This is a genomic window from Martinezella rhizogenes (assembly GCF_007002745.1).
Classification (GTDB): domain Bacteria; phylum Pseudomonadota; class Alphaproteobacteria; order Rhizobiales; family Rhizobiaceae; genus Agrobacterium; species Agrobacterium cucumeris.
Window position 1 is genome coordinate 700,017 of the sequence record NZ_SGNY01000001.1, and the last position, 14,450, is coordinate 714,466.

Sequence of the window (14,450 nt, forward strand, 5' to 3'; positions counted from 1 at the left end):
CATGCTGGCGAGCGCAGAGGCGATTTCAGCCGACGGACCGGAAAAGCGTATCAAGGATCGCGCTGCGACTGAGAAGGCGATCTTCAACGCCGCGCGGTCGCTGCTTGCCGAGGAAGGCTTTCAGGGCTTTGGCATCAATGCGGTTGCCCGCCGCGCCGGTTGCGACAAGCAGCTGATCTATCGTTATTTCGGCGGCCTTGACGGTTTGATCGAGGCGATTGGCGAAGATCTGGGGTCCTGGGTAAAGGATCGTATTCCCGAAGACACCGGCGGCATGTTCCTTCTGACCTACGGCGATCTCATGGAGAAGCTGGCGCTTTATTTCATGGATGCGCTGCGCAGCGACCCGCTCGTCTGCAAGATCATCGCCTGGGAAGTGTCGGACGGATCGCCACAGGTCCGTCAGCTTGCCGAAGCCCGCGCCAAGTCGCTGGGCAAATGGCTGGAGCGCATGCGTGGTTCGCTGGCGGCTCCCAAGGGCGTTGATACCGCTGCTGTTAACGCCGTGCTGTTTGCCGCTATCCAGCACCTCGTCATTTCCGCTGCCACCAGCGGGCAATTCGCCGGTGTACCGCTGAAATCCGAGCGGGACTGGGAAAAGATTACCACGGCCGTCAAAAGGCTGGTGCGCGGCGTTTACGGCTGAGCTCGCTGCCGGGGGTGGGGGAGACTGCAATCCCCATGCAAGCGCCGTATTAAAGAAAAACAAGTGATGTTTTCACCGGGCCGGCAACCGCCCGCCGCATCTGCCCGTTCATGCAGATACAGTTTTTCCACATGCCACCCGCCCGCCGTTAACCATAATGGCAGCTTTCATTTGCGTCGTCATAGCTGCGGGTCCAGTGTGAATTAACGAAATGTTAACCATGCGCAATGACTGCGCATAAGGGAGCCGCAAGTGAGCCGCTGGACAGCTTTGGGCGTCATGATGACGTTTTTTGTGATGCTGCCGTTGGATATCGACGCGCCGGCGCTGAACCTCTGCCTGATGGCAGTGGTGCGCTGGGCGGTGCTTGCCGGCGTTCCCGATACGGTTTTTGCGCGGGGGCAGGCGGCATGAAGTGGTTTCTGATCCTGTGGGCCGGTCCTGTCGCGCTGCTGGGCAGCTGGTACTGGCTTTCCTATTACGACATGAGCTTCGGCTTCTATATGCTCACACGCCAGACGCATGATCTGGTTTTCCAGATTTACGGCAATATTCTCGGCCTGCCACCGCAAAGCCTGCCGCCTCTGGTGGCGCGCGCCATTGTGGTGGACAGCCTGATCGTGTTTGCGATCCTCGCATTCCGCAAGAGGAAGCAGATTGCCGCCTGGTGGACGGGCCGTCAGTCGACGGCGCGGGCGAGTGCCGAAAGCCTGTCCAGCGCGCCCTGAAGAATGAAGCTCGCAGCGGCCGAATCGATGCGTTCGGCCCGCTTGGCGCGTGAGACATCCATCTCCAGAAGTGCACGCTCGGCTGCGACCGTCGACAGTCGCTCATCCCAGAAAATAAAGGGCAGGGCGGTTTTTTCGCCCATGGTGCGCACGAAGGCGCGTGTTGCCTGCACGCGGGGGCCTGCCGAACCGTCCATGTTCATCGGCAACCCGATGATGAAGGCGGTCACCTTCTCCTTTTCGGCGAAGGCCAGCAGCACTTCGGCGTCCTGCGTGAATTTTACCCGCTTGATGACGGGGCGCGGCGTCGCGAAACGCCGCGACAGATCCGACATGGCAAGGCCGATGGTCTTCGTGCCGAGGTCGAGACCGGCAATCGCCTGTGCGGGCTGGAGGGTTTCCGCCAGTTCCTCGATGGTGAGTGTCGCCATGTCGTGTGCTGCCCTTATCGTTTACGGACGAATTCAGTGCGCAGCACCAGACCCTTGACCGCATCATGCTTGCAATCGATCTCTTCCGGATTTCCGGTGAGCCGGATGGACTTGATGACGGTGCCCTGCTTGATGACAGTGCTGGTGCCCTTGACCTTCAAATCCTTGATCAGCGTTACGGAATCGCCATCTTCGAGCACATTACCTGCCGCGTCGCGCACTTCATTGGCGCGCGCCGCCTCTGCTGCCAGCTCTGAAGCCGGCCGCCATTCGCCGGTTGCCTCGTCATACACGTAATCGTCATTATCTGCGGCCATTGTCGCCTCTCTGAAATATCGATAGTGCGGTTCTTCAGGCTGTTTCCAGAAAACATCAGTTTTCAACGGAAACGCGAGACCCGCTCTAGACCTTTGATTTTACGCATTTTCCAGACGTAAAACCGCTACGCACTTTTACTGGAAATGCTCTATGTCATACTACACCGGCAATACAAAGGAGAAGTTCCCATGAAAATCACCTGGCTCGGCCATTCCGCCTTCCGCCTCGAAAACGGTAGCGCGAAGATCCTCATCGATCCGTTCTTCACCGGCAACCCCGGTTTTGCCGGACAGGATGGCAAATCGGCAGCCGAGGGCATTACCCACATTCTCCTGACCCACGGCCATGGCGACCATGTCGGCGACACCGTCCAGCTCGCCCGCGAAACCGGCGCCACCGTGCTGGCCAATGCCGATCTTGCTGCCTGGCTTTCCGTAAAGGGTGTCGCGAAGGTTGATATGGGCAATACCGGCGGCACGGTGCATTTCGACGGTTTTTCCGTCACCTTCACCAATGCGCTGCATTCGTCGGCCCAGATCACCGAAGACGGCGTCTCCCATTCGCTCGGCAATGCCAATGGCCTGATGCTGCATTTCGAGGATGGCCCGGCCGTCTATCACATGGGCGACACCGATATCTTCTCCGACATGAAACTCATCAATGAACTGCATCAGCCGGATATCGGCCTCGTGCCGATCGGTGATCGTTTTACCATGGGCGGGGCGGTGGCGGCGCTCGCCTGCCAGCGCTTCTTCAAGTTCGAGCATGTGCTTCCCTGCCACTACGGTTCCTTCCCGATCATCGACCAGACACCGGAGAAATTCGTCGCCGGCATGGAAGGGTCTGAAGCCCGTGTTCACACGCCAAAGGCCGGCGATACGCTGTCCTTCTGACGTTTTTCCGGCACATGTCGCGACTGCAAAACCGCCATACAGTTTGGCGCGACATGCTTTCTACCGTTGCGAATGGCGGACATGGTGATTATAGCGAATGGGAAATATCCCATCGGAGTAGAACCATGTCCGTCGATCTCGCCACCGTGAAGCGCGTTGCGCGCCTTGCCCGTATCGCTGTCAGCGAAGAAGAAGCACAGAATATGCTCGGCCAGCTGAACGGCATACTCGGTTTCGTGGAGCAGCTTTCGGAAGTGAATGTCGACGGCGTCGAGCCGATGACGTCAGTCACCCCGGTGGACATGAAAAAACGCGCCGACGTGGTGACCGACGGCAACAAGGCGGAAGACATTGTCGCCAATGCGCCTGCGACCGACCGGGACTTCTTCATGGTCCCGAAAGTGGTCGAATAAGCGATCGCCGTTTGCCGCCTGATTTTTCCGAGATTTTCGAAAGCCGTTGCCGACCATGACCGACCTGACGAGCCTGACCATTGCCGAAGCCCGCGAAAAGCTGAAGGGCAAAGAATTTTCCGCCCTTGAGCTGACCGACGCCTATCTCTCCGCCATCGATGCGGCGAACGGCGCGCTGAACGCCTATGTTGCCTTGACGCCTGAAAAGGCGCGCGATATGGCGAAAGCCTCCGACGAACGCATCGCCGCCGGCAAGGCTGGCGAACTGGAAGGCGTTCCGCTTGGCGTGAAGGACCTTTTCGCCACCCGCGACGTGCACACGCAGGCGTGTTCGCATGTTCTCGATGGCTTCAAGCCGAAATATGAATCCACCGTCACCCAGAACCTCTGGGATCAGGGCGCCGTCATGCTCGGCAAGCTCAACATGGACGAATTCGCCATGGGCTCGTCCAATGAAAGCTCCTGGTACGGCCCGGCCATCAATCCGTGGCGCGCCAATGGTTCCGACCAGAAGCTGGTGCCGGGCGGTTCTTCCGGCGGTTCGGCAGCAGCTGTCGCCGCGCATCTCTGCGCCGGCGCTACGGCCACCGACACCGGCGGCTCCATCCGCCAGCCGGCCGCCTTTACCGGCACGGTCGGCATCAAGCCCACCTATGGCCGCTGCTCGCGCTTCGGCATCGTCGCTTATGCTTCCTCGCTTGATCAGGCAGGCCCGATCGCCCGTGATGTGCGCGACGCCGCCATCCTGTTGAAGACCATGGCAAGCGTGGATGCGAAAGACACCACCTCTGTCGATCTGCCGGTGCCGGATTATGAAAAGGCCATCGGTCAGTCGCTCAAGGGCCTTAAGATCGGTATCCCCAAGGAATACCGCGTCGACGGCATGCCGGAAGAGATTGAAAAGCTTTGGGCCAAGGGTGTGGAATGGCTTCGCGATGCCGGCGCGGAAGTGGTCGATATTTCGCTGCCGCACACCAAATATGCACTGCCCGCCTATTACATCGTCGCGCCGGCGGAAGCCTCGTCCAACCTTGCCCGTTATGACGGCGTGCGCTACGGCCTGCGCGTTGACGGCAAGGACATTGCCGACATGTACGAAAAAAGCCGCGCCGCCGGTTTCGGCAAGGAAGTACAGCGCCGTATCATGGTCGGCACTTATGTGCTCTCGGCCGGTTATTACGACGCCTATTACCTGAAGGCGCAGAAGGTCCGCACCCTCATCAAGCGTGACTTCGAGAACGTCTTCCATGCGGGCGTCGACGCCATTCTAGCGCCGATCACCCCGTCTTCCGCCTTTGCTGTCGGTGACGAGGAACTCGCCTCCGATCCGGTGAAGATGTACCTGCAGGACGTCTTCACCATCACGGTCAACATGGCCGGTCTTCCGGGCCTCTCGGTGCCAGCCGGCCTTGACGGCAAGGGCCTGCCGCTCGGCCTGCAGCTCATCGGCAAGCCGTTCGAGGAAGAAACGCTGTTCAAGACGGCGCACGCCATCGAGCAAGCAGCGGGCAAGTTCACCCCCGCCAAGTGGTGGTGAGCAGTCTCAAGCTCAGACCAATGAACAAAGCCGACCGCAACGCGGTCGGCTTTGTCGGTTTTGCGGCATGGCGTTCCGGTGAAGCCTTCGACGACAGCTATCTCGATCCTGATGTCATCGAGCGGGTGAAGGGTGAATTCGAAAATTTCGCCAAGTCCCCGACCGGTGATGTTGTCGTCGCCGAAATCGACGGCATTGTCGTCGGCTGGGGTGCGTGCGATACGGCGCCGCATCATATTTCCGATCTCTGGGTGGACCCGAACTGGCAGGGCAAGGGGATCGGCAAGGCCCTTATCCTTCATTTTCTCGACAGGATGCGCGCGCAGGGCCTGCCGCTTGCCACGATCGACACCCATGCCAGAAACCGTGCTGCCATCGGTCTTTATGAGCGTTGTGGTTTCAATATCGTATGGCGCGGCATGGAATGGTCGGACATTATGAAAGTCGAGCTTGAAAAGGTGAAGCTGGAGCGCAAGCTCGCGCCATAATCCGGTTGGATTGCGCCGCCTTTGCCGCTTTGCGTCGTGACGGGCGGCGGCGAGTGAGCCGCCGCCCGTTTCGTCATCGATTGTCCAGCTCACCCCGTACGAGTTCCAGACCGCGGGTGGTGATGCGGTAAGGCTTGCCGCCGGAAGAGGCGATCGCTCTCTTCTGTTTCAGCTTGCGGAAGGTGAGGAGATTGAGGCCGCTGAAAATCCAGCCGTCGCGCGTATAGAGCGCGATTTTTTCGATTTTGCGGGTATCGTCTCGAACGAGTTCAATTCTGCCGCCCTGGGCGAGCAGGTGTAGAATGCGCTGTTCGGCGCGGGAAATGTCCATTTTTTGGAAGTCCGGTCGGCGTCATCTAGACGCGTGAAAGCAAACCCGGGTGCCGTTGGGGCATCCGGCTCGGTTTCATCTGGCCCGGCGCGCAAGAAACTTGCGGGCAGGGCCTTTACCAGGACTCCGATTGAGCGAACATAAAAACTCCGTTCTTGCCCGTTCTGGTTAGCGGGCAAGGCAGGCGTGGTCAAGTCCAGGGCGCGTCTGGAAAAACCATGTGGCCGAATCGCGCCACCGATGTTTTACTTGTGATGGCCATGGAGGGCGCGGCTTGATCGTCATTCGCAATGCGCATGAGCAGGAAGCGGAGGCCTTAGCGGCTATCGGCCTCAAGGCATGGCGTCAGGCAACCGCCGCACTCGGCATCACCGCGACGCTTTACGACAACGCGGCCAGCGCCTTTTCCAATTTCACCCGGTCATCATGGCTTGCCATTCGCGTGGCGGAATTTGGCGGCACGGTTGCCGGATGGGCGGCGCGGGAACATTTTGACGAGACGATTTCAGATTTCTGGATCGATCCGGATTTTCAGCGCCTGCAGGTCGGCAGCCTCCTGCTGGCTGATATTGAACGGCTGATAGCGGACAGGGGTTTTGAAACCATCCGGCTTGAAACACACGCCCAGAACGAACCGGCCGTCGCATTTTTCCGCCACCATGGCTACAGCGTCTGCTGGCTCTCAGTCTCCTACGCGCCGAAGCTCGATCGCGATGTACAGTCGGTCGGCCTGCAAAAGCAGCTTGTCGAGATCGAGAGCGGTCTTTACGGCACGGAATTTTGACTGAGCCTTATCAGGCTGTTCACAAGCCGCACCGGCCAGTCCGGCATGATTGCCACTGACGCAACAAGGCCCGCCTGTAAAATCACGATGGAGAGCAGAATGCTGCGAAAGGGTTCCTTGCGGGTTTTGTGCCGCAGCAGGCGTTGAGCCGAAATTGCGCCCACGCTGCCGCCCAAAAAGGCGAGCCCCAGCAATGTGCTTTCGCGAATGCGCCAGCCGCCATTCCTCGCCGCTTCCTTGTCCCACCAATAGACAAGAAAGACGACTAGATTGAAGGCGACAAAGATCATGAAACACAGGGCAATCATCGTCATGATTTGAATTGAAAATCAGACGCGTAAAAATTACGTATGCAGAGCGCCGAAAATTCGGCGCTTCGTGCGACAGGGCGCAAGATGTCTTGCGCCCGCGCGCCATATGTTCTACCCACCAGAGCCAAAGAACCCGTATATCGTGAGCTTCAGATGACCCTTGTAGACGTGCGCACCCCTGACCCGAAACGCTTCATTCCCGGCGCCACCGGCGATTGGGAAATCGTGATCGGACTGGAAGTCCATGCGCAGGTTCTCTCCAATTCCAAGCTGTTTTCCGGTGCCTCCACCACCTTCGGAAATGCGCCGAATTCCAACGTCTCGCTTGTTGATGCCGCCATGCCCGGCATGCTTCCCGTCATCAACGAGGAATGCGTCAAGCAGGCGGTGCGTACCGGTCTTGGGCTGAAGGCGAAGATCAACAACCGTTCGATCTTCGACCGCAAGAACTATTTCTATCCGGATCTGCCGCAGGGCTACCAGATTTCGCAGTTCAAGGACCCGATCGTCGGTGAGGGCACCATCACCATTTCGCTTGGTCCCGATCGTCAGGGCAATTTCGAGGATATCGAGATCGGCATCGAGCGCCTGCATCTGGAGCAGGACGCCGGCAAGTCCATGCACGACCAGCACCCGACCATGTCCTTCGTGGACCTCAACCGTTCGGGCGTGGCGCTGATGGAAATCGTCTCCAAGCCGGACATGCGCTCGTCGGATGAGGCCAAGGGTTACCTCACCAAGCTGCGCTCCATCGTGCGTTATCTCGGCACCTGCGACGGCAACATGGACGAAGGCTCGATGCGCGCCGACGTCAACGTTTCCGTGCGCCGTCCCGGCGAAGGTTTCGGCACGCGCTGCGAAATCAAGAACGTCAACTCCATCCGCTTCGTTGGTCAGGCCATCGAATATGAGGCACGCCGCCAGATCGCCATTCTGGAGGACGGCGGCGCCATCGATCAGGAAACCCGCCTGTTCGATCCCGGCAAGGGCGAAACGCGTTCCATGCGCTCCAAGGAAGACGCGCATGACTATCGTTATTTCCCCGATCCGGACCTGCTGCCGCTCGAATTCGACGATGCTTTCGTCGAGGCGCTGAAGGTCGATCTGCCGGAACTGCCCGACGACAAGAAGGCCCGTTTCGTGGCCGATCTCGGCCTGTCGGTCTATGACGCCTCCATCCTCGTTTCGGAAAAGGCAATCGCCGATTATTACGAAGCCGTCGCCGCCGGCCGCGATCCGAAGGCTGCCGCCAACTGGGTCATCAATGATCTGCTCGGCGCGCTCAATAAATCAGGTAAGGATATCGAGACGACGCCGGTTTCCCCGGAACAGCTCGGCGGAATCATCGATCTCATCAAGGCCGAGACCATTTCCGGCAAGATCGCCAAGGATCTGTTCGAGATCGTCTGGAACGAAGGCGGCAATCCGGCTGAGATCGTCGAGGCCCGCGGTATGAAGCAGGTGACGGACACCGGCGCCATCGAAAAGGCCGTGGACGATATCATCGCCGCCAACCCGGATCAGGTCGAGAAGGTCAAGGCAAAGCCGACGCTCGCCGGCTGGTTCGTCGGTCAGGTCATGAAGGCGACGGGCGGCAAGGCCAACCCGCAGGCCGTGCAGGCGCTGGTGAAGGCCAAGCTCGGTATCGAGGACGAATAAGCGGCGGCTGCCTAACGGGACAACGGTTCCGTCATACCGGCCTTGAGCCGGTATCCAGTCAGCCCAAGTCCTTGGGCTGAAAAGACTCTTTTCGCCGCGCAGACGCACGGCGGCTGGATGCCGGATCAAGTCCGGCATGACGGAAGTAATGGTTTTAGCCCGAATTATTCCCGATTAGGCCACACAGTGGTACAAGCCGGGATGACGTCGAGCACAGAGCACTGACATCACTTCTGCCGGGATCAAAGCCCGGCATTTCTGTTTCAAGACGGAGCCAGATCATGTTTTTCATCCGCACAGCCAGCCTGCGTGACATCGAGCCGGTCCGGACGCTGCTCGCGACGACATGGCACGCCACCTATGACGCGATCTACGGCGCAGACAAGGTGAACGAGCTGATTGCCGCATGGCATTCGCCGCAGGCCATGAAGGACCGGGTCGAGAAAAAGGGCGGCGAGTTTCTCGTTGCTGATGACGGCAAGCGGATCGGTGGCATGGCCTATGGCTCCATGTCCACCAAGATGGCGAAGACGGCCCTGTTGCACCAGCTCTATGTGGCGCCCGATCTTCAGCGGCAGGGCGTCGGCCGTGATCTCTTCGCCGAGCTGGAAACCTGCTTTCCGGATGCGGAAATCATGCGTCTTGAAGTCGAGCCTAAAAATACTGTCGCAATCGCCTTTTATGAAGGCGTCGGATTTGTCGAGGTAGACCGAATCGAGCGCATGGCCGGCATCGAGGGTTTACCCGGCATCGTTATGGAAAAGAGCCTGACCCGATGAATGCGACATTACAGAAGCTGATAATCCGCACGGCGCGCGAAGATGATCTTCCGACGCTCGCCGCCATTTTTGCCGCCGACGAGATCGGCGGCCACGGTGACACCACCGACGAATCGGCGCAGCCCGATTATCTCGCGGCCTTCCGTGCCATTGCCGCATCGCCCAGCGAAACGCTTTATGTGGCGGAACTGGATGGCGAAGTGGTCGGTACTTTCCAGACGGCCATCCTCACCAAGCTCGTGGGGCGAGGGGCCAAATCCATGGTGATCGAGGCGGTGCAGACACGGTCTGACATGCGCGGACGGGGCATCGGCGCGGTGATGATCAATTATTGCCTTGAGGAAGCCCGTCGTCAGTGCATGAATGCCGCCCAGCTCACCTCCAACATGGCCCGGCTGGACGCACATCGCTTCTATGAGCGACTGGGTTTCGAGAAGCGGCATTTAGGCTTCAGGATGAAGCTGAAATAGCGCCGATATATCTCGAAATGCTGGACAATTGCCGTGAGGGGCGGCATAAGCATGTCTTGTGCCGTGCGATTTAAAATCGCTGCAGCGCATTCAAGCCCGAGGAACGGATAATGAAGACTCTCCTGACGCAAATCTTCACCTGGTGGAACGGCCAGACGATCGGAACGCGGTTTCACACCTGGCGTTTTGGCAAGAAAGTCGGACAGGATGAGTTGGGCAATACCTATTATGAAGGCGGCACCACCTCCTGGGGCATGCCGCGCCGCTGGGTGATCTATAATGGTTATGCGGAAGCCTCGGCCATTCCGCCGGGCTGGCATGGCTGGATGCATTATCGCACCGACGTACCGCCGAGTCAGGAAAGCTACGTCGCGCGCGACTGGCAGAAGCCACATCAGCCGAACCACACCGGCACGTCCAAAGCCTATCGCCCTCAGGGGTCGTTGGCTGTTGCCGGCGAACGCCCGCGCGTGACCGGCGACTACGACGCCTGGACACCCGGCAACTGAGCCATTGCGATGCGCGGTGTTGTGCAAAACACCGCGCTGACATCCGGCCTCACCGGTTTTTGCCACATTCCGCCCTTACGCGTTGATCCGGTCGGCGTCTCGACACAGGCAAATATTTGGAGACATATCGTATGAGGAAAATCACGCGGGATCGTTCTTTGCGTGCGCTGACAGTGTCGCTGTTTGCTGCGGTCTCTGCTGCCATCCTCATTTCACCCGTCTCTGCCGCCCGTCTGGAAAACCGCGTTGCGGTGTTTTCCGGCATCGACAAGATCACCGGCCGCATCACATCCTTTGATGTTTATATCGACGAGACGGTTCAATTCGGCGCGCTTCAGGTGACGCCAAAGGTCTGTTATTCCCGCGACCAGACGGAAACCCAGAAGATCGACGCTTTTGTCGAGGTCGATGAAATCACCCTCGACCGCAAGATCAAGCGAATCTTCACCGGCTGGATGTTCGCCGACAGCCCGGGCCTCAACGCCGTTGAGCACCCGATCTACGACGTGTGGCTGACGGGCTGCAAGCAGGACTCGGAAGTTCCTGCCCCTTCTACGGCCAGCAAATAATCACCGTCTGATCGGTAACTACCGCTGGCGCTTCAGCTTCTCGGCCATAGCGGCCAAGGCTTTGCTTCTGCTTTCGAGTTGTTCGATCATTTCTTCCCGCGTCAGTTCGGGTCCGATCACGATTGGAACGCTGAACTTGTGGGGCCGATCGCTGGCGGGAGGCGAGGGGAATCGGACCTCGGAAAATACCTTCTTTACAGCCGCTCGGGCTTGGTAAGTGCTGTTCCTGATGTTTTTGACCTGTACGGCCTGCATTTTCCCCGTCTGGTCAACGCGAAAACTGACAAGGAGCACCTGCTGATTTTTCGTCCGCACGACCTTGAATTCGGGTCGGCCGGTTGCGCCCGCCAAGGCGCGTGAAACCTCGTGTCGCCAGGCGGCTTGCGGGTTGGGGCGCTGTTCAGCGGCAGTCGCCGTTGCTACCAGTGCCAGCGTTAACAAGAAGGCCGCGATCCAGCGCATGATCATCCCCCAATAAATGAAATATCATGATCGGATAAGTCAAGTTTTTGCGGGTTGCAAGAAAAATCCAAGCTTGTTTTCAGCGGGGATTTTCTTCGGCGATCAATTTATCAAAGGGCACATCCGGCCGGTCGACGGCGGCTTCCAGTATCGTCGCATATTCCGATTTTGGAATGTCGATTGCACCGAATGTTTTCAGGTGCTCGGTCGTGAATTGTGTGTCGAGCAGGGTAAACCCCTGCTGCCGCAACCGCTCCACCAGATGCACGAGGCAAATCTTCGAGGCGTTGGTGCGGCGGGAAAACATGCTTTCGCCAAAGAACGCGGCCCCCAGCGAGACGCCATAAAGACCGCCGACAAGTTCCTTTCCCTCCCACGCCTCAACGCTGTGGGCATGGCCGATCTGGTGCAGCTCGGTATAAAGCCTGCGAATGGTGGCGTTGATCCAGGTGCTGGGTCTGTCCGGCGCTTCCGCCGCACATCCCGCCATGACAGCTTCGAAGGCGGTGTTGAAGCGTATGTCGAACGGCTTCTTGCGTATCGCCTTGGCGAGGCTTTTGGAAACGTGAAAATCATCGAGCGGGATGATGCCGCGTATCTCCGGCTCGACCCAGAAAAGTTCCGGATCATCAGCCGAATCGGCCATGGGAAACAGGCCGGCGGAATAGGCGCGCAGCAGAATATCGACCGTTATGCCGTTATTTCTGCTGCGCCGCCCAGCCATATCGTCTTAGTGAGACGCGTCACCGGCCAGATATTTTTCCAGCCAGTGAATATCGTAATCGCCGTTCAGAATATCCTCATTCTGGAGAAGATCCTGGAAAAGCGGCAGCGTGGTCTTGATGCCATCAACGACGAATTCGTCCAGCGCCCGACGCAGGCGGCGGATGCACTCGTCACGGTCGCGACCGTGAACGATCAGCTTGCCGATCATGCTGTCGTAATAGGGCGGGATCTTGTAGCCCTGATAGGCGCCCGAATCAACGCGTACACCAAGGCCGCCCGGCGTATGGAAATAGGTCAGCGTGCCCGGGGAGGGAACGAAGGTGCGCGGGTCTTCGGCATTGATACGGCATTCGATGGCGTGGCCATGGAATTCGATATCCGCCTGCGTGACCGACAGGCCCTGACCTGAAGCGACCCTGATCTGTTCCTGCACGAGATCCATGCCGGTGATGGCTTCCGTTACCGGATGCTCCACCTGCAGACGGGTGTTCATTTCGATGAAATAGAACTCGCCGTTTTCATAGAGGAACTCGATGGTGCCAGCGCCGCGATATTTCAGTTTGCGCATGGCGTCGGCGCAAATTTCGCCGATCTTCATGCGCTGTTCGACTGTCAGTGCCGGCGAATTGGCTTCTTCCAGCACCTTCTGGTGACGGCGCTGCAACGAGCAATCGCGTTCGCCAAGGTGAACGGCATTGCCTTCACCATCGCCGAAAACCTGCACCTCGATATGGCGCGGCTTGCCGAGGTATTTTTCCATGTAAACGGCGTCGTTGCCGAAGGCTGCTGCCGCTTCGGAACGGGCAGTCGCTACTGCCTCTTCCAGATCGGCTTCGGTCTTCGCCACTTTCATGCCGCGGCCGCCACCGCCTGCCGTCGCCTTGATGAGGACCGGGAAGCCGATCGTCCGGGCGATTTCCATCGCGTTTTCGGGCTTCACTTCACCGTCGGAGCCGGGAACGACGGGAATGCCGAGTTCCTGCGCCGTCTGCTTGGCGGTGATCTTGTCGCCCATGATGCGGATATGTTCGGCGGTCGGCCCGATGAAGGTGATGCCGTGCGCGTCGAGAATATCGGCGAACTTGGCATTTTCCGACAGGAAGCCGTAACCGGGGTGAACGGCGTCCGCACCGGTGATTTCGCAGGCCGCAACGATCTGATGGATGTTGAGGTAGCTGTCACGCGAGGGCGGCGGGCCGATGCACACGCTTTCGTCGGCAAGGCGCACATGCATCGCATCCGCGTCGGCCGTGGAGTGCACGGCGACAGTCGGAATACCAAGCTCTTTTGCGGCGCGCAGGACGCGCAGCGCGATCTCGCCACGGTTGGCTATGAGGATCTTCGAAACCATGCTGAACCGCCTTTATTCGATGACCACGAGGGCTTCGCCATACTCCACGGGCTGTGCGTCGTTGACGACGATTTCCACGACCTTGCCGGACTTGGGTGCCGGGATCTGGTTCATGGTCTTCATGGCTTCGACGATGAGGATGGTCTGGCCTTCCTTGACGGTCGCGCCCACTTCGATGAAGGGACGAGCGCCCGGAGCAGGCGACAGGTAAACCGTGCCGACCATCGGCGAGGAAACGGTGTTGGCCGGGTTGCGGGCCGGTGCTGCGGCAGCCGCAGGTGCTGCCGGCGCAACGATTGTCGGTACCGCAGCAGGCGCTGCTGCCGGCACTGCGTAGGGGGCGGGCGCCGCGTAAACCGGGGCGGGCGGCGCAGCGCGGGAAACGCGGATGCGCAGGTCGTCCTGCTCCACTTCAATTTCCGAAAGGTCGGTGTCGTTGAGGATATTCGCGAGTTCGCGGATCAGTTCCTTGTCGATACCCTGTTTCTTTTCAGACATGACAAACCCTATTCTTTGTTTCTTTTTATGCCGTGATGTTTTTCAGCGCGTGAAGCGCCATGATATATCCGTATGGTCCAAAACCGCAGACCATGCCCTTCGCTGCAGGTGATACCATCGATTTGTGACGGAACTCTTCGCGGGCGTGGATGTTGGAAATATGCACTTCCACGACAGGCGTGGAAATCGCACGAATGGCGTCATGCAACGCGATTGAGGTGTGGCTGTAAGCGCCGGGATTGATGACGACGCCTGCCGCCCGCTCACCCGCCTCATGCAACCAGTCCACAAGCACGCCTTCGTGGTTGGACTGGCGGAATTCCACTGCGAAACCGAGATCGGCACCAGCTTGAAGACAATCATTCTCGATGTCTTTCAGCGTCTTGCCACCATAGATACCCGGTTCCCTTTTTCCCAGCATGTTGAGATTGGGGCCGTTGATGACGATGATGATATTGCTCATTCAAGTTTCCATAAGAAAATCAGCGACAGCTATAGACTGCGCAGCCGCCAAGGAAAAGCCCCCGCAAGCCGGAAAGCGCCGGCT

General features: G+C 58.9%; 22 protein-coding genes. 13 read left to right on the forward strand and 9 right to left on the reverse strand.

Translation table 11 applies throughout. The features are described 5' to 3' along the window. Position 1: 1 nt before the first annotated feature. The 3 genes from EXN68_RS03535 (at position 2) to EXN68_RS03540 (ending at position 1,374) form a co-directional block, all read left to right on the forward strand. A complete protein-coding gene (locus EXN68_RS03535) occupies positions 2–646 on the forward strand; it encodes a TetR/AcrR family transcriptional regulator (RefSeq protein ID WP_142839631.1) in 645 nt (214 codons plus the stop codon). 252 nt (positions 647–898) lie between these two features. Next, entirely contained in the window at positions 899–1,060 is a 162-nt protein-coding gene (locus tag EXN68_RS27580) for a hypothetical protein (protein WP_193559505.1), read from the forward strand. Beyond that, entirely contained in the window at positions 1,057–1,374 is a 318-nt protein-coding gene (locus EXN68_RS03540) for a DUF6105 family protein (RefSeq protein ID WP_142839632.1), read from the forward strand. The genes EXN68_RS27580 and EXN68_RS03540 overlap by 4 nt, the downstream gene beginning before the upstream one ends. Here the strand turns inward: EXN68_RS03540 and ruvX are convergent. Together ruvX and EXN68_RS03550 are read right to left on the reverse strand one after the other, a co-directional pair. Further along, positions 1,326–1,805 carry a Holliday junction resolvase RuvX gene (gene ruvX, locus EXN68_RS03545; protein WP_142839633.1) on the reverse strand — a complete coding sequence of 160 codons (480 nt, stop codon included), beginning with the start codon at positions 1,803–1,805 and terminating at the stop codon, positions 1,326–1,328. The genes EXN68_RS03540 and ruvX overlap by 49 nt on opposite strands. A gap of 14 nt (positions 1,806–1,819) precedes the next feature. Beyond that, entirely contained in the window at positions 1,820–2,122 is a 303-nt protein-coding gene (locus EXN68_RS03550; protein ID WP_142839634.1) for an alkylphosphonate utilization protein, read from the reverse strand. Between the two features lie 189 nt (positions 2,123–2,311). On the opposite strand from EXN68_RS03550, the gene EXN68_RS03555 reads away from it, so the two are divergent. The 4 genes from EXN68_RS03555 (at position 2,312) to EXN68_RS03570 (ending at position 5,454) form a co-directional block, all read left to right on the forward strand. Continuing rightward, positions 2,312–3,016, forward strand: coding sequence for a metal-dependent hydrolase (locus tag EXN68_RS03555; RefSeq protein WP_142839635.1), 705 nt, complete (start codon positions 2,312–2,314; stop codon positions 3,014–3,016). A gap of 125 nt (positions 3,017–3,141) precedes the next feature. After that, positions 3,142–3,429 carry an Asp-tRNA(Asn)/Glu-tRNA(Gln) amidotransferase subunit GatC gene (gene gatC / locus EXN68_RS03560; protein WP_003521472.1) on the forward strand — a complete coding sequence of 96 codons (288 nt, stop codon included), beginning with the start codon at positions 3,142–3,144 and terminating at the stop codon, positions 3,427–3,429. 55 nt (positions 3,430–3,484) lie between these two features. After that, on the forward strand, positions 3,485–4,966 hold the full coding sequence (gatA, locus tag EXN68_RS03565) for an Asp-tRNA(Asn)/Glu-tRNA(Gln) amidotransferase subunit GatA (protein WP_142839636.1): 1,482 nt from the start codon (positions 3,485–3,487) through the stop codon (positions 4,964–4,966). After that, positions 4,957–5,454, forward strand: a complete 498-nt coding sequence (locus EXN68_RS03570) for a GNAT family N-acetyltransferase (protein WP_271044296.1) — start codon at positions 4,957–4,959, stop codon at positions 5,452–5,454. The genes gatA and EXN68_RS03570 overlap by 10 nt, the downstream gene beginning before the upstream one ends. 73 nt (positions 5,455–5,527) lie before the next feature. On the opposite strand, the gene EXN68_RS03575 is transcribed toward EXN68_RS03570, so the two are convergent. Further along, positions 5,528–5,785, reverse strand: coding sequence for a YjhX family toxin (locus tag EXN68_RS03575; protein WP_142839639.1), 258 nt, complete (start codon positions 5,783–5,785; stop codon positions 5,528–5,530). Positions 5,786–6,059: 274 nt separating this feature from the next. Between EXN68_RS03575 and EXN68_RS03580 the strand changes: the two genes are divergently transcribed. Next, complete coding sequence (locus EXN68_RS03580) at positions 6,060–6,569, forward strand: GNAT family N-acetyltransferase (RefSeq protein WP_142839640.1); 510 nt, start codon at positions 6,060–6,062, stop codon at positions 6,567–6,569. On the opposite strand, the gene EXN68_RS03585 is transcribed toward EXN68_RS03580, so the two are convergent. After that, positions 6,551–6,883, reverse strand: coding sequence for a DUF1294 domain-containing protein (locus EXN68_RS03585; RefSeq protein WP_142839641.1), 333 nt, complete (start codon positions 6,881–6,883; stop codon positions 6,551–6,553). The two genes, EXN68_RS03580 and EXN68_RS03585, sit on opposite strands and share 19 nt — an antisense overlap. A 150-nt stretch (positions 6,884–7,033) precedes the next feature. Here EXN68_RS03585 and gatB point away from each other — a divergent pair, with 150 nt between their 5' ends. From gatB to EXN68_RS03610, 5 genes are all read left to right on the forward strand, one after another. Beyond that, positions 7,034–8,539 carry an Asp-tRNA(Asn)/Glu-tRNA(Gln) amidotransferase subunit GatB gene (gatB, locus tag EXN68_RS03590; protein WP_142839642.1) on the forward strand — a complete coding sequence of 502 codons (1,506 nt, stop codon included), beginning with the start codon at positions 7,034–7,036 and terminating at the stop codon, positions 8,537–8,539. Between the two features lie 281 nt (positions 8,540–8,820). Then, a complete protein-coding gene (locus EXN68_RS03595; protein ID WP_142839643.1) occupies positions 8,821–9,318 on the forward strand; it encodes a GNAT family N-acetyltransferase in 498 nt (165 codons plus the stop codon). Beyond that, the gene (locus EXN68_RS03600) at positions 9,315–9,788 is read left to right on the forward strand and encodes a GNAT family N-acetyltransferase (RefSeq protein WP_142839644.1); all 474 of its coding nucleotides are present in this window, start codon (positions 9,315–9,317) and stop codon (positions 9,786–9,788) included. Before EXN68_RS03595 ends, EXN68_RS03600 begins: the two co-directional genes overlap by 4 nt. 110 nt (positions 9,789–9,898) lie before the next feature. Further along, positions 9,899–10,297, forward strand: coding sequence for an NADH:ubiquinone oxidoreductase subunit NDUFA12 (locus EXN68_RS03605; RefSeq protein WP_046800275.1), 399 nt, complete (start codon positions 9,899–9,901; stop codon positions 10,295–10,297). Positions 10,298–10,428: 131 nt separating this feature from the next. Beyond that, on the forward strand, positions 10,429–10,866 hold the full coding sequence (locus tag EXN68_RS03610; RefSeq protein ID WP_046800274.1) for a DUF2155 domain-containing protein: 438 nt from the start codon (positions 10,429–10,431) through the stop codon (positions 10,864–10,866). Between the two features lie 18 nt (positions 10,867–10,884). Here EXN68_RS03610 and EXN68_RS03615 read toward each other — a convergent pair whose 3' ends face one another. From EXN68_RS03615 to aroQ, 5 genes are all read right to left on the reverse strand, one after another. Further along, the gene (locus EXN68_RS03615) at positions 10,885–11,328 is read right to left on the reverse strand and encodes a hypothetical protein (protein WP_142839645.1); all 444 of its coding nucleotides are present in this window, start codon (positions 11,326–11,328) and stop codon (positions 10,885–10,887) included. Positions 11,329–11,407: 79 nt separating this feature from the next. After that, on the reverse strand, positions 11,408–12,052 hold the full coding sequence (gene aat, locus EXN68_RS03620) for a leucyl/phenylalanyl-tRNA--protein transferase (protein WP_142839646.1): 645 nt from the start codon (positions 12,050–12,052) through the stop codon (positions 11,408–11,410). 6 nt (positions 12,053–12,058) lie between these two features. Further along, a complete protein-coding gene (gene accC / locus EXN68_RS03625; protein WP_080834223.1) occupies positions 12,059–13,405 on the reverse strand; it encodes an acetyl-CoA carboxylase biotin carboxylase subunit in 1,347 nt (448 codons plus the stop codon). A gap of 12 nt (positions 13,406–13,417) precedes the next feature. Then, a complete protein-coding gene (gene accB / locus EXN68_RS03630) occupies positions 13,418–13,903 on the reverse strand; it encodes an acetyl-CoA carboxylase biotin carboxyl carrier protein (protein ID WP_142839647.1) in 486 nt (161 codons plus the stop codon). 25 nt (positions 13,904–13,928) lie between these two features. After that, positions 13,929–14,366 carry a type II 3-dehydroquinate dehydratase gene (aroQ, locus tag EXN68_RS03635; RefSeq protein ID WP_020012378.1) on the reverse strand — a complete coding sequence of 146 codons (438 nt, stop codon included), beginning with the start codon at positions 14,364–14,366 and terminating at the stop codon, positions 13,929–13,931. Positions 14,367–14,450 lie beyond the last annotated feature (84 nt).

What these genes read in the sequence shown, in the direction of transcription:
- gatA (WP_142839636.1), top strand. Translation starts at nt 3,485, where the DNA reads ATGACCGACCTGACGAGCCTGACCATTGCCGAAGCCCGCGAAAAGCTG.
- ruvX (WP_142839633.1), bottom strand. Translation starts at nt 1,805, where the DNA reads ATGGCGACACTCACCATCGAGGAACTGGCGGAAACCCTCCAGCCCGCA.
- accB (WP_142839647.1), bottom strand. Translation starts at nt 13,903, where the DNA reads ATGTCTGAAAAGAAACAGGGTATCGACAAGGAACTGATCCGCGAACTC.
- accC (WP_080834223.1), bottom strand. Translation starts at nt 13,405, where the DNA reads ATGGTTTCGAAGATCCTCATAGCCAACCGTGGCGAGATCGCGCTGCGC.
- aat (WP_142839646.1), bottom strand. Translation starts at nt 12,052, where the DNA reads ATGGCTGGGCGGCGCAGCAGAAATAACGGCATAACGGTCGATATTCTG.
- EXN68_RS03575 (WP_142839639.1), bottom strand. Translation starts at nt 5,785, where the DNA reads ATGGACATTTCCCGCGCCGAACAGCGCATTCTACACCTGCTCGCCCAG.
- EXN68_RS03585 (WP_142839641.1), bottom strand. Translation starts at nt 6,883, where the DNA reads ATGACGATGATTGCCCTGTGTTTCATGATCTTTGTCGCCTTCAATCTA.
- EXN68_RS03535 (WP_142839631.1), top strand. Translation starts at nt 2, where the DNA reads ATGCTGGCGAGCGCAGAGGCGATTTCAGCCGACGGACCGGAAAAGCGT.
- EXN68_RS03555 (WP_142839635.1), top strand. Translation starts at nt 2,312, where the DNA reads ATGAAAATCACCTGGCTCGGCCATTCCGCCTTCCGCCTCGAAAACGGT.
- EXN68_RS03610 (WP_046800274.1), top strand. Translation starts at nt 10,429, where the DNA reads ATGAGGAAAATCACGCGGGATCGTTCTTTGCGTGCGCTGACAGTGTCG.
- aroQ (WP_020012378.1), bottom strand. Translation starts at nt 14,366, where the DNA reads ATGAGCAATATCATCATCGTCATCAACGGCCCCAATCTCAACATGCTG.
- EXN68_RS03605 (WP_046800275.1), top strand. Translation starts at nt 9,899, where the DNA reads ATGAAGACTCTCCTGACGCAAATCTTCACCTGGTGGAACGGCCAGACG.
- gatC (WP_003521472.1), top strand. Translation starts at nt 3,142, where the DNA reads ATGTCCGTCGATCTCGCCACCGTGAAGCGCGTTGCGCGCCTTGCCCGT.
- gatB (WP_142839642.1), top strand. Translation starts at nt 7,034, where the DNA reads ATGACCCTTGTAGACGTGCGCACCCCTGACCCGAAACGCTTCATTCCC.
- EXN68_RS03600 (WP_142839644.1), top strand. Translation starts at nt 9,315, where the DNA reads ATGAATGCGACATTACAGAAGCTGATAATCCGCACGGCGCGCGAAGAT.
- EXN68_RS03540 (WP_142839632.1), top strand. Translation starts at nt 1,057, where the DNA reads ATGAAGTGGTTTCTGATCCTGTGGGCCGGTCCTGTCGCGCTGCTGGGC.
- EXN68_RS03615 (WP_142839645.1), bottom strand. Translation starts at nt 11,328, where the DNA reads ATGCGCTGGATCGCGGCCTTCTTGTTAACGCTGGCACTGGTAGCAACG.
- EXN68_RS03550 (WP_142839634.1), bottom strand. Translation starts at nt 2,122, where the DNA reads ATGGCCGCAGATAATGACGATTACGTGTATGACGAGGCAACCGGCGAA.
- EXN68_RS03595 (WP_142839643.1), top strand. Translation starts at nt 8,821, where the DNA reads ATGTTTTTCATCCGCACAGCCAGCCTGCGTGACATCGAGCCGGTCCGG.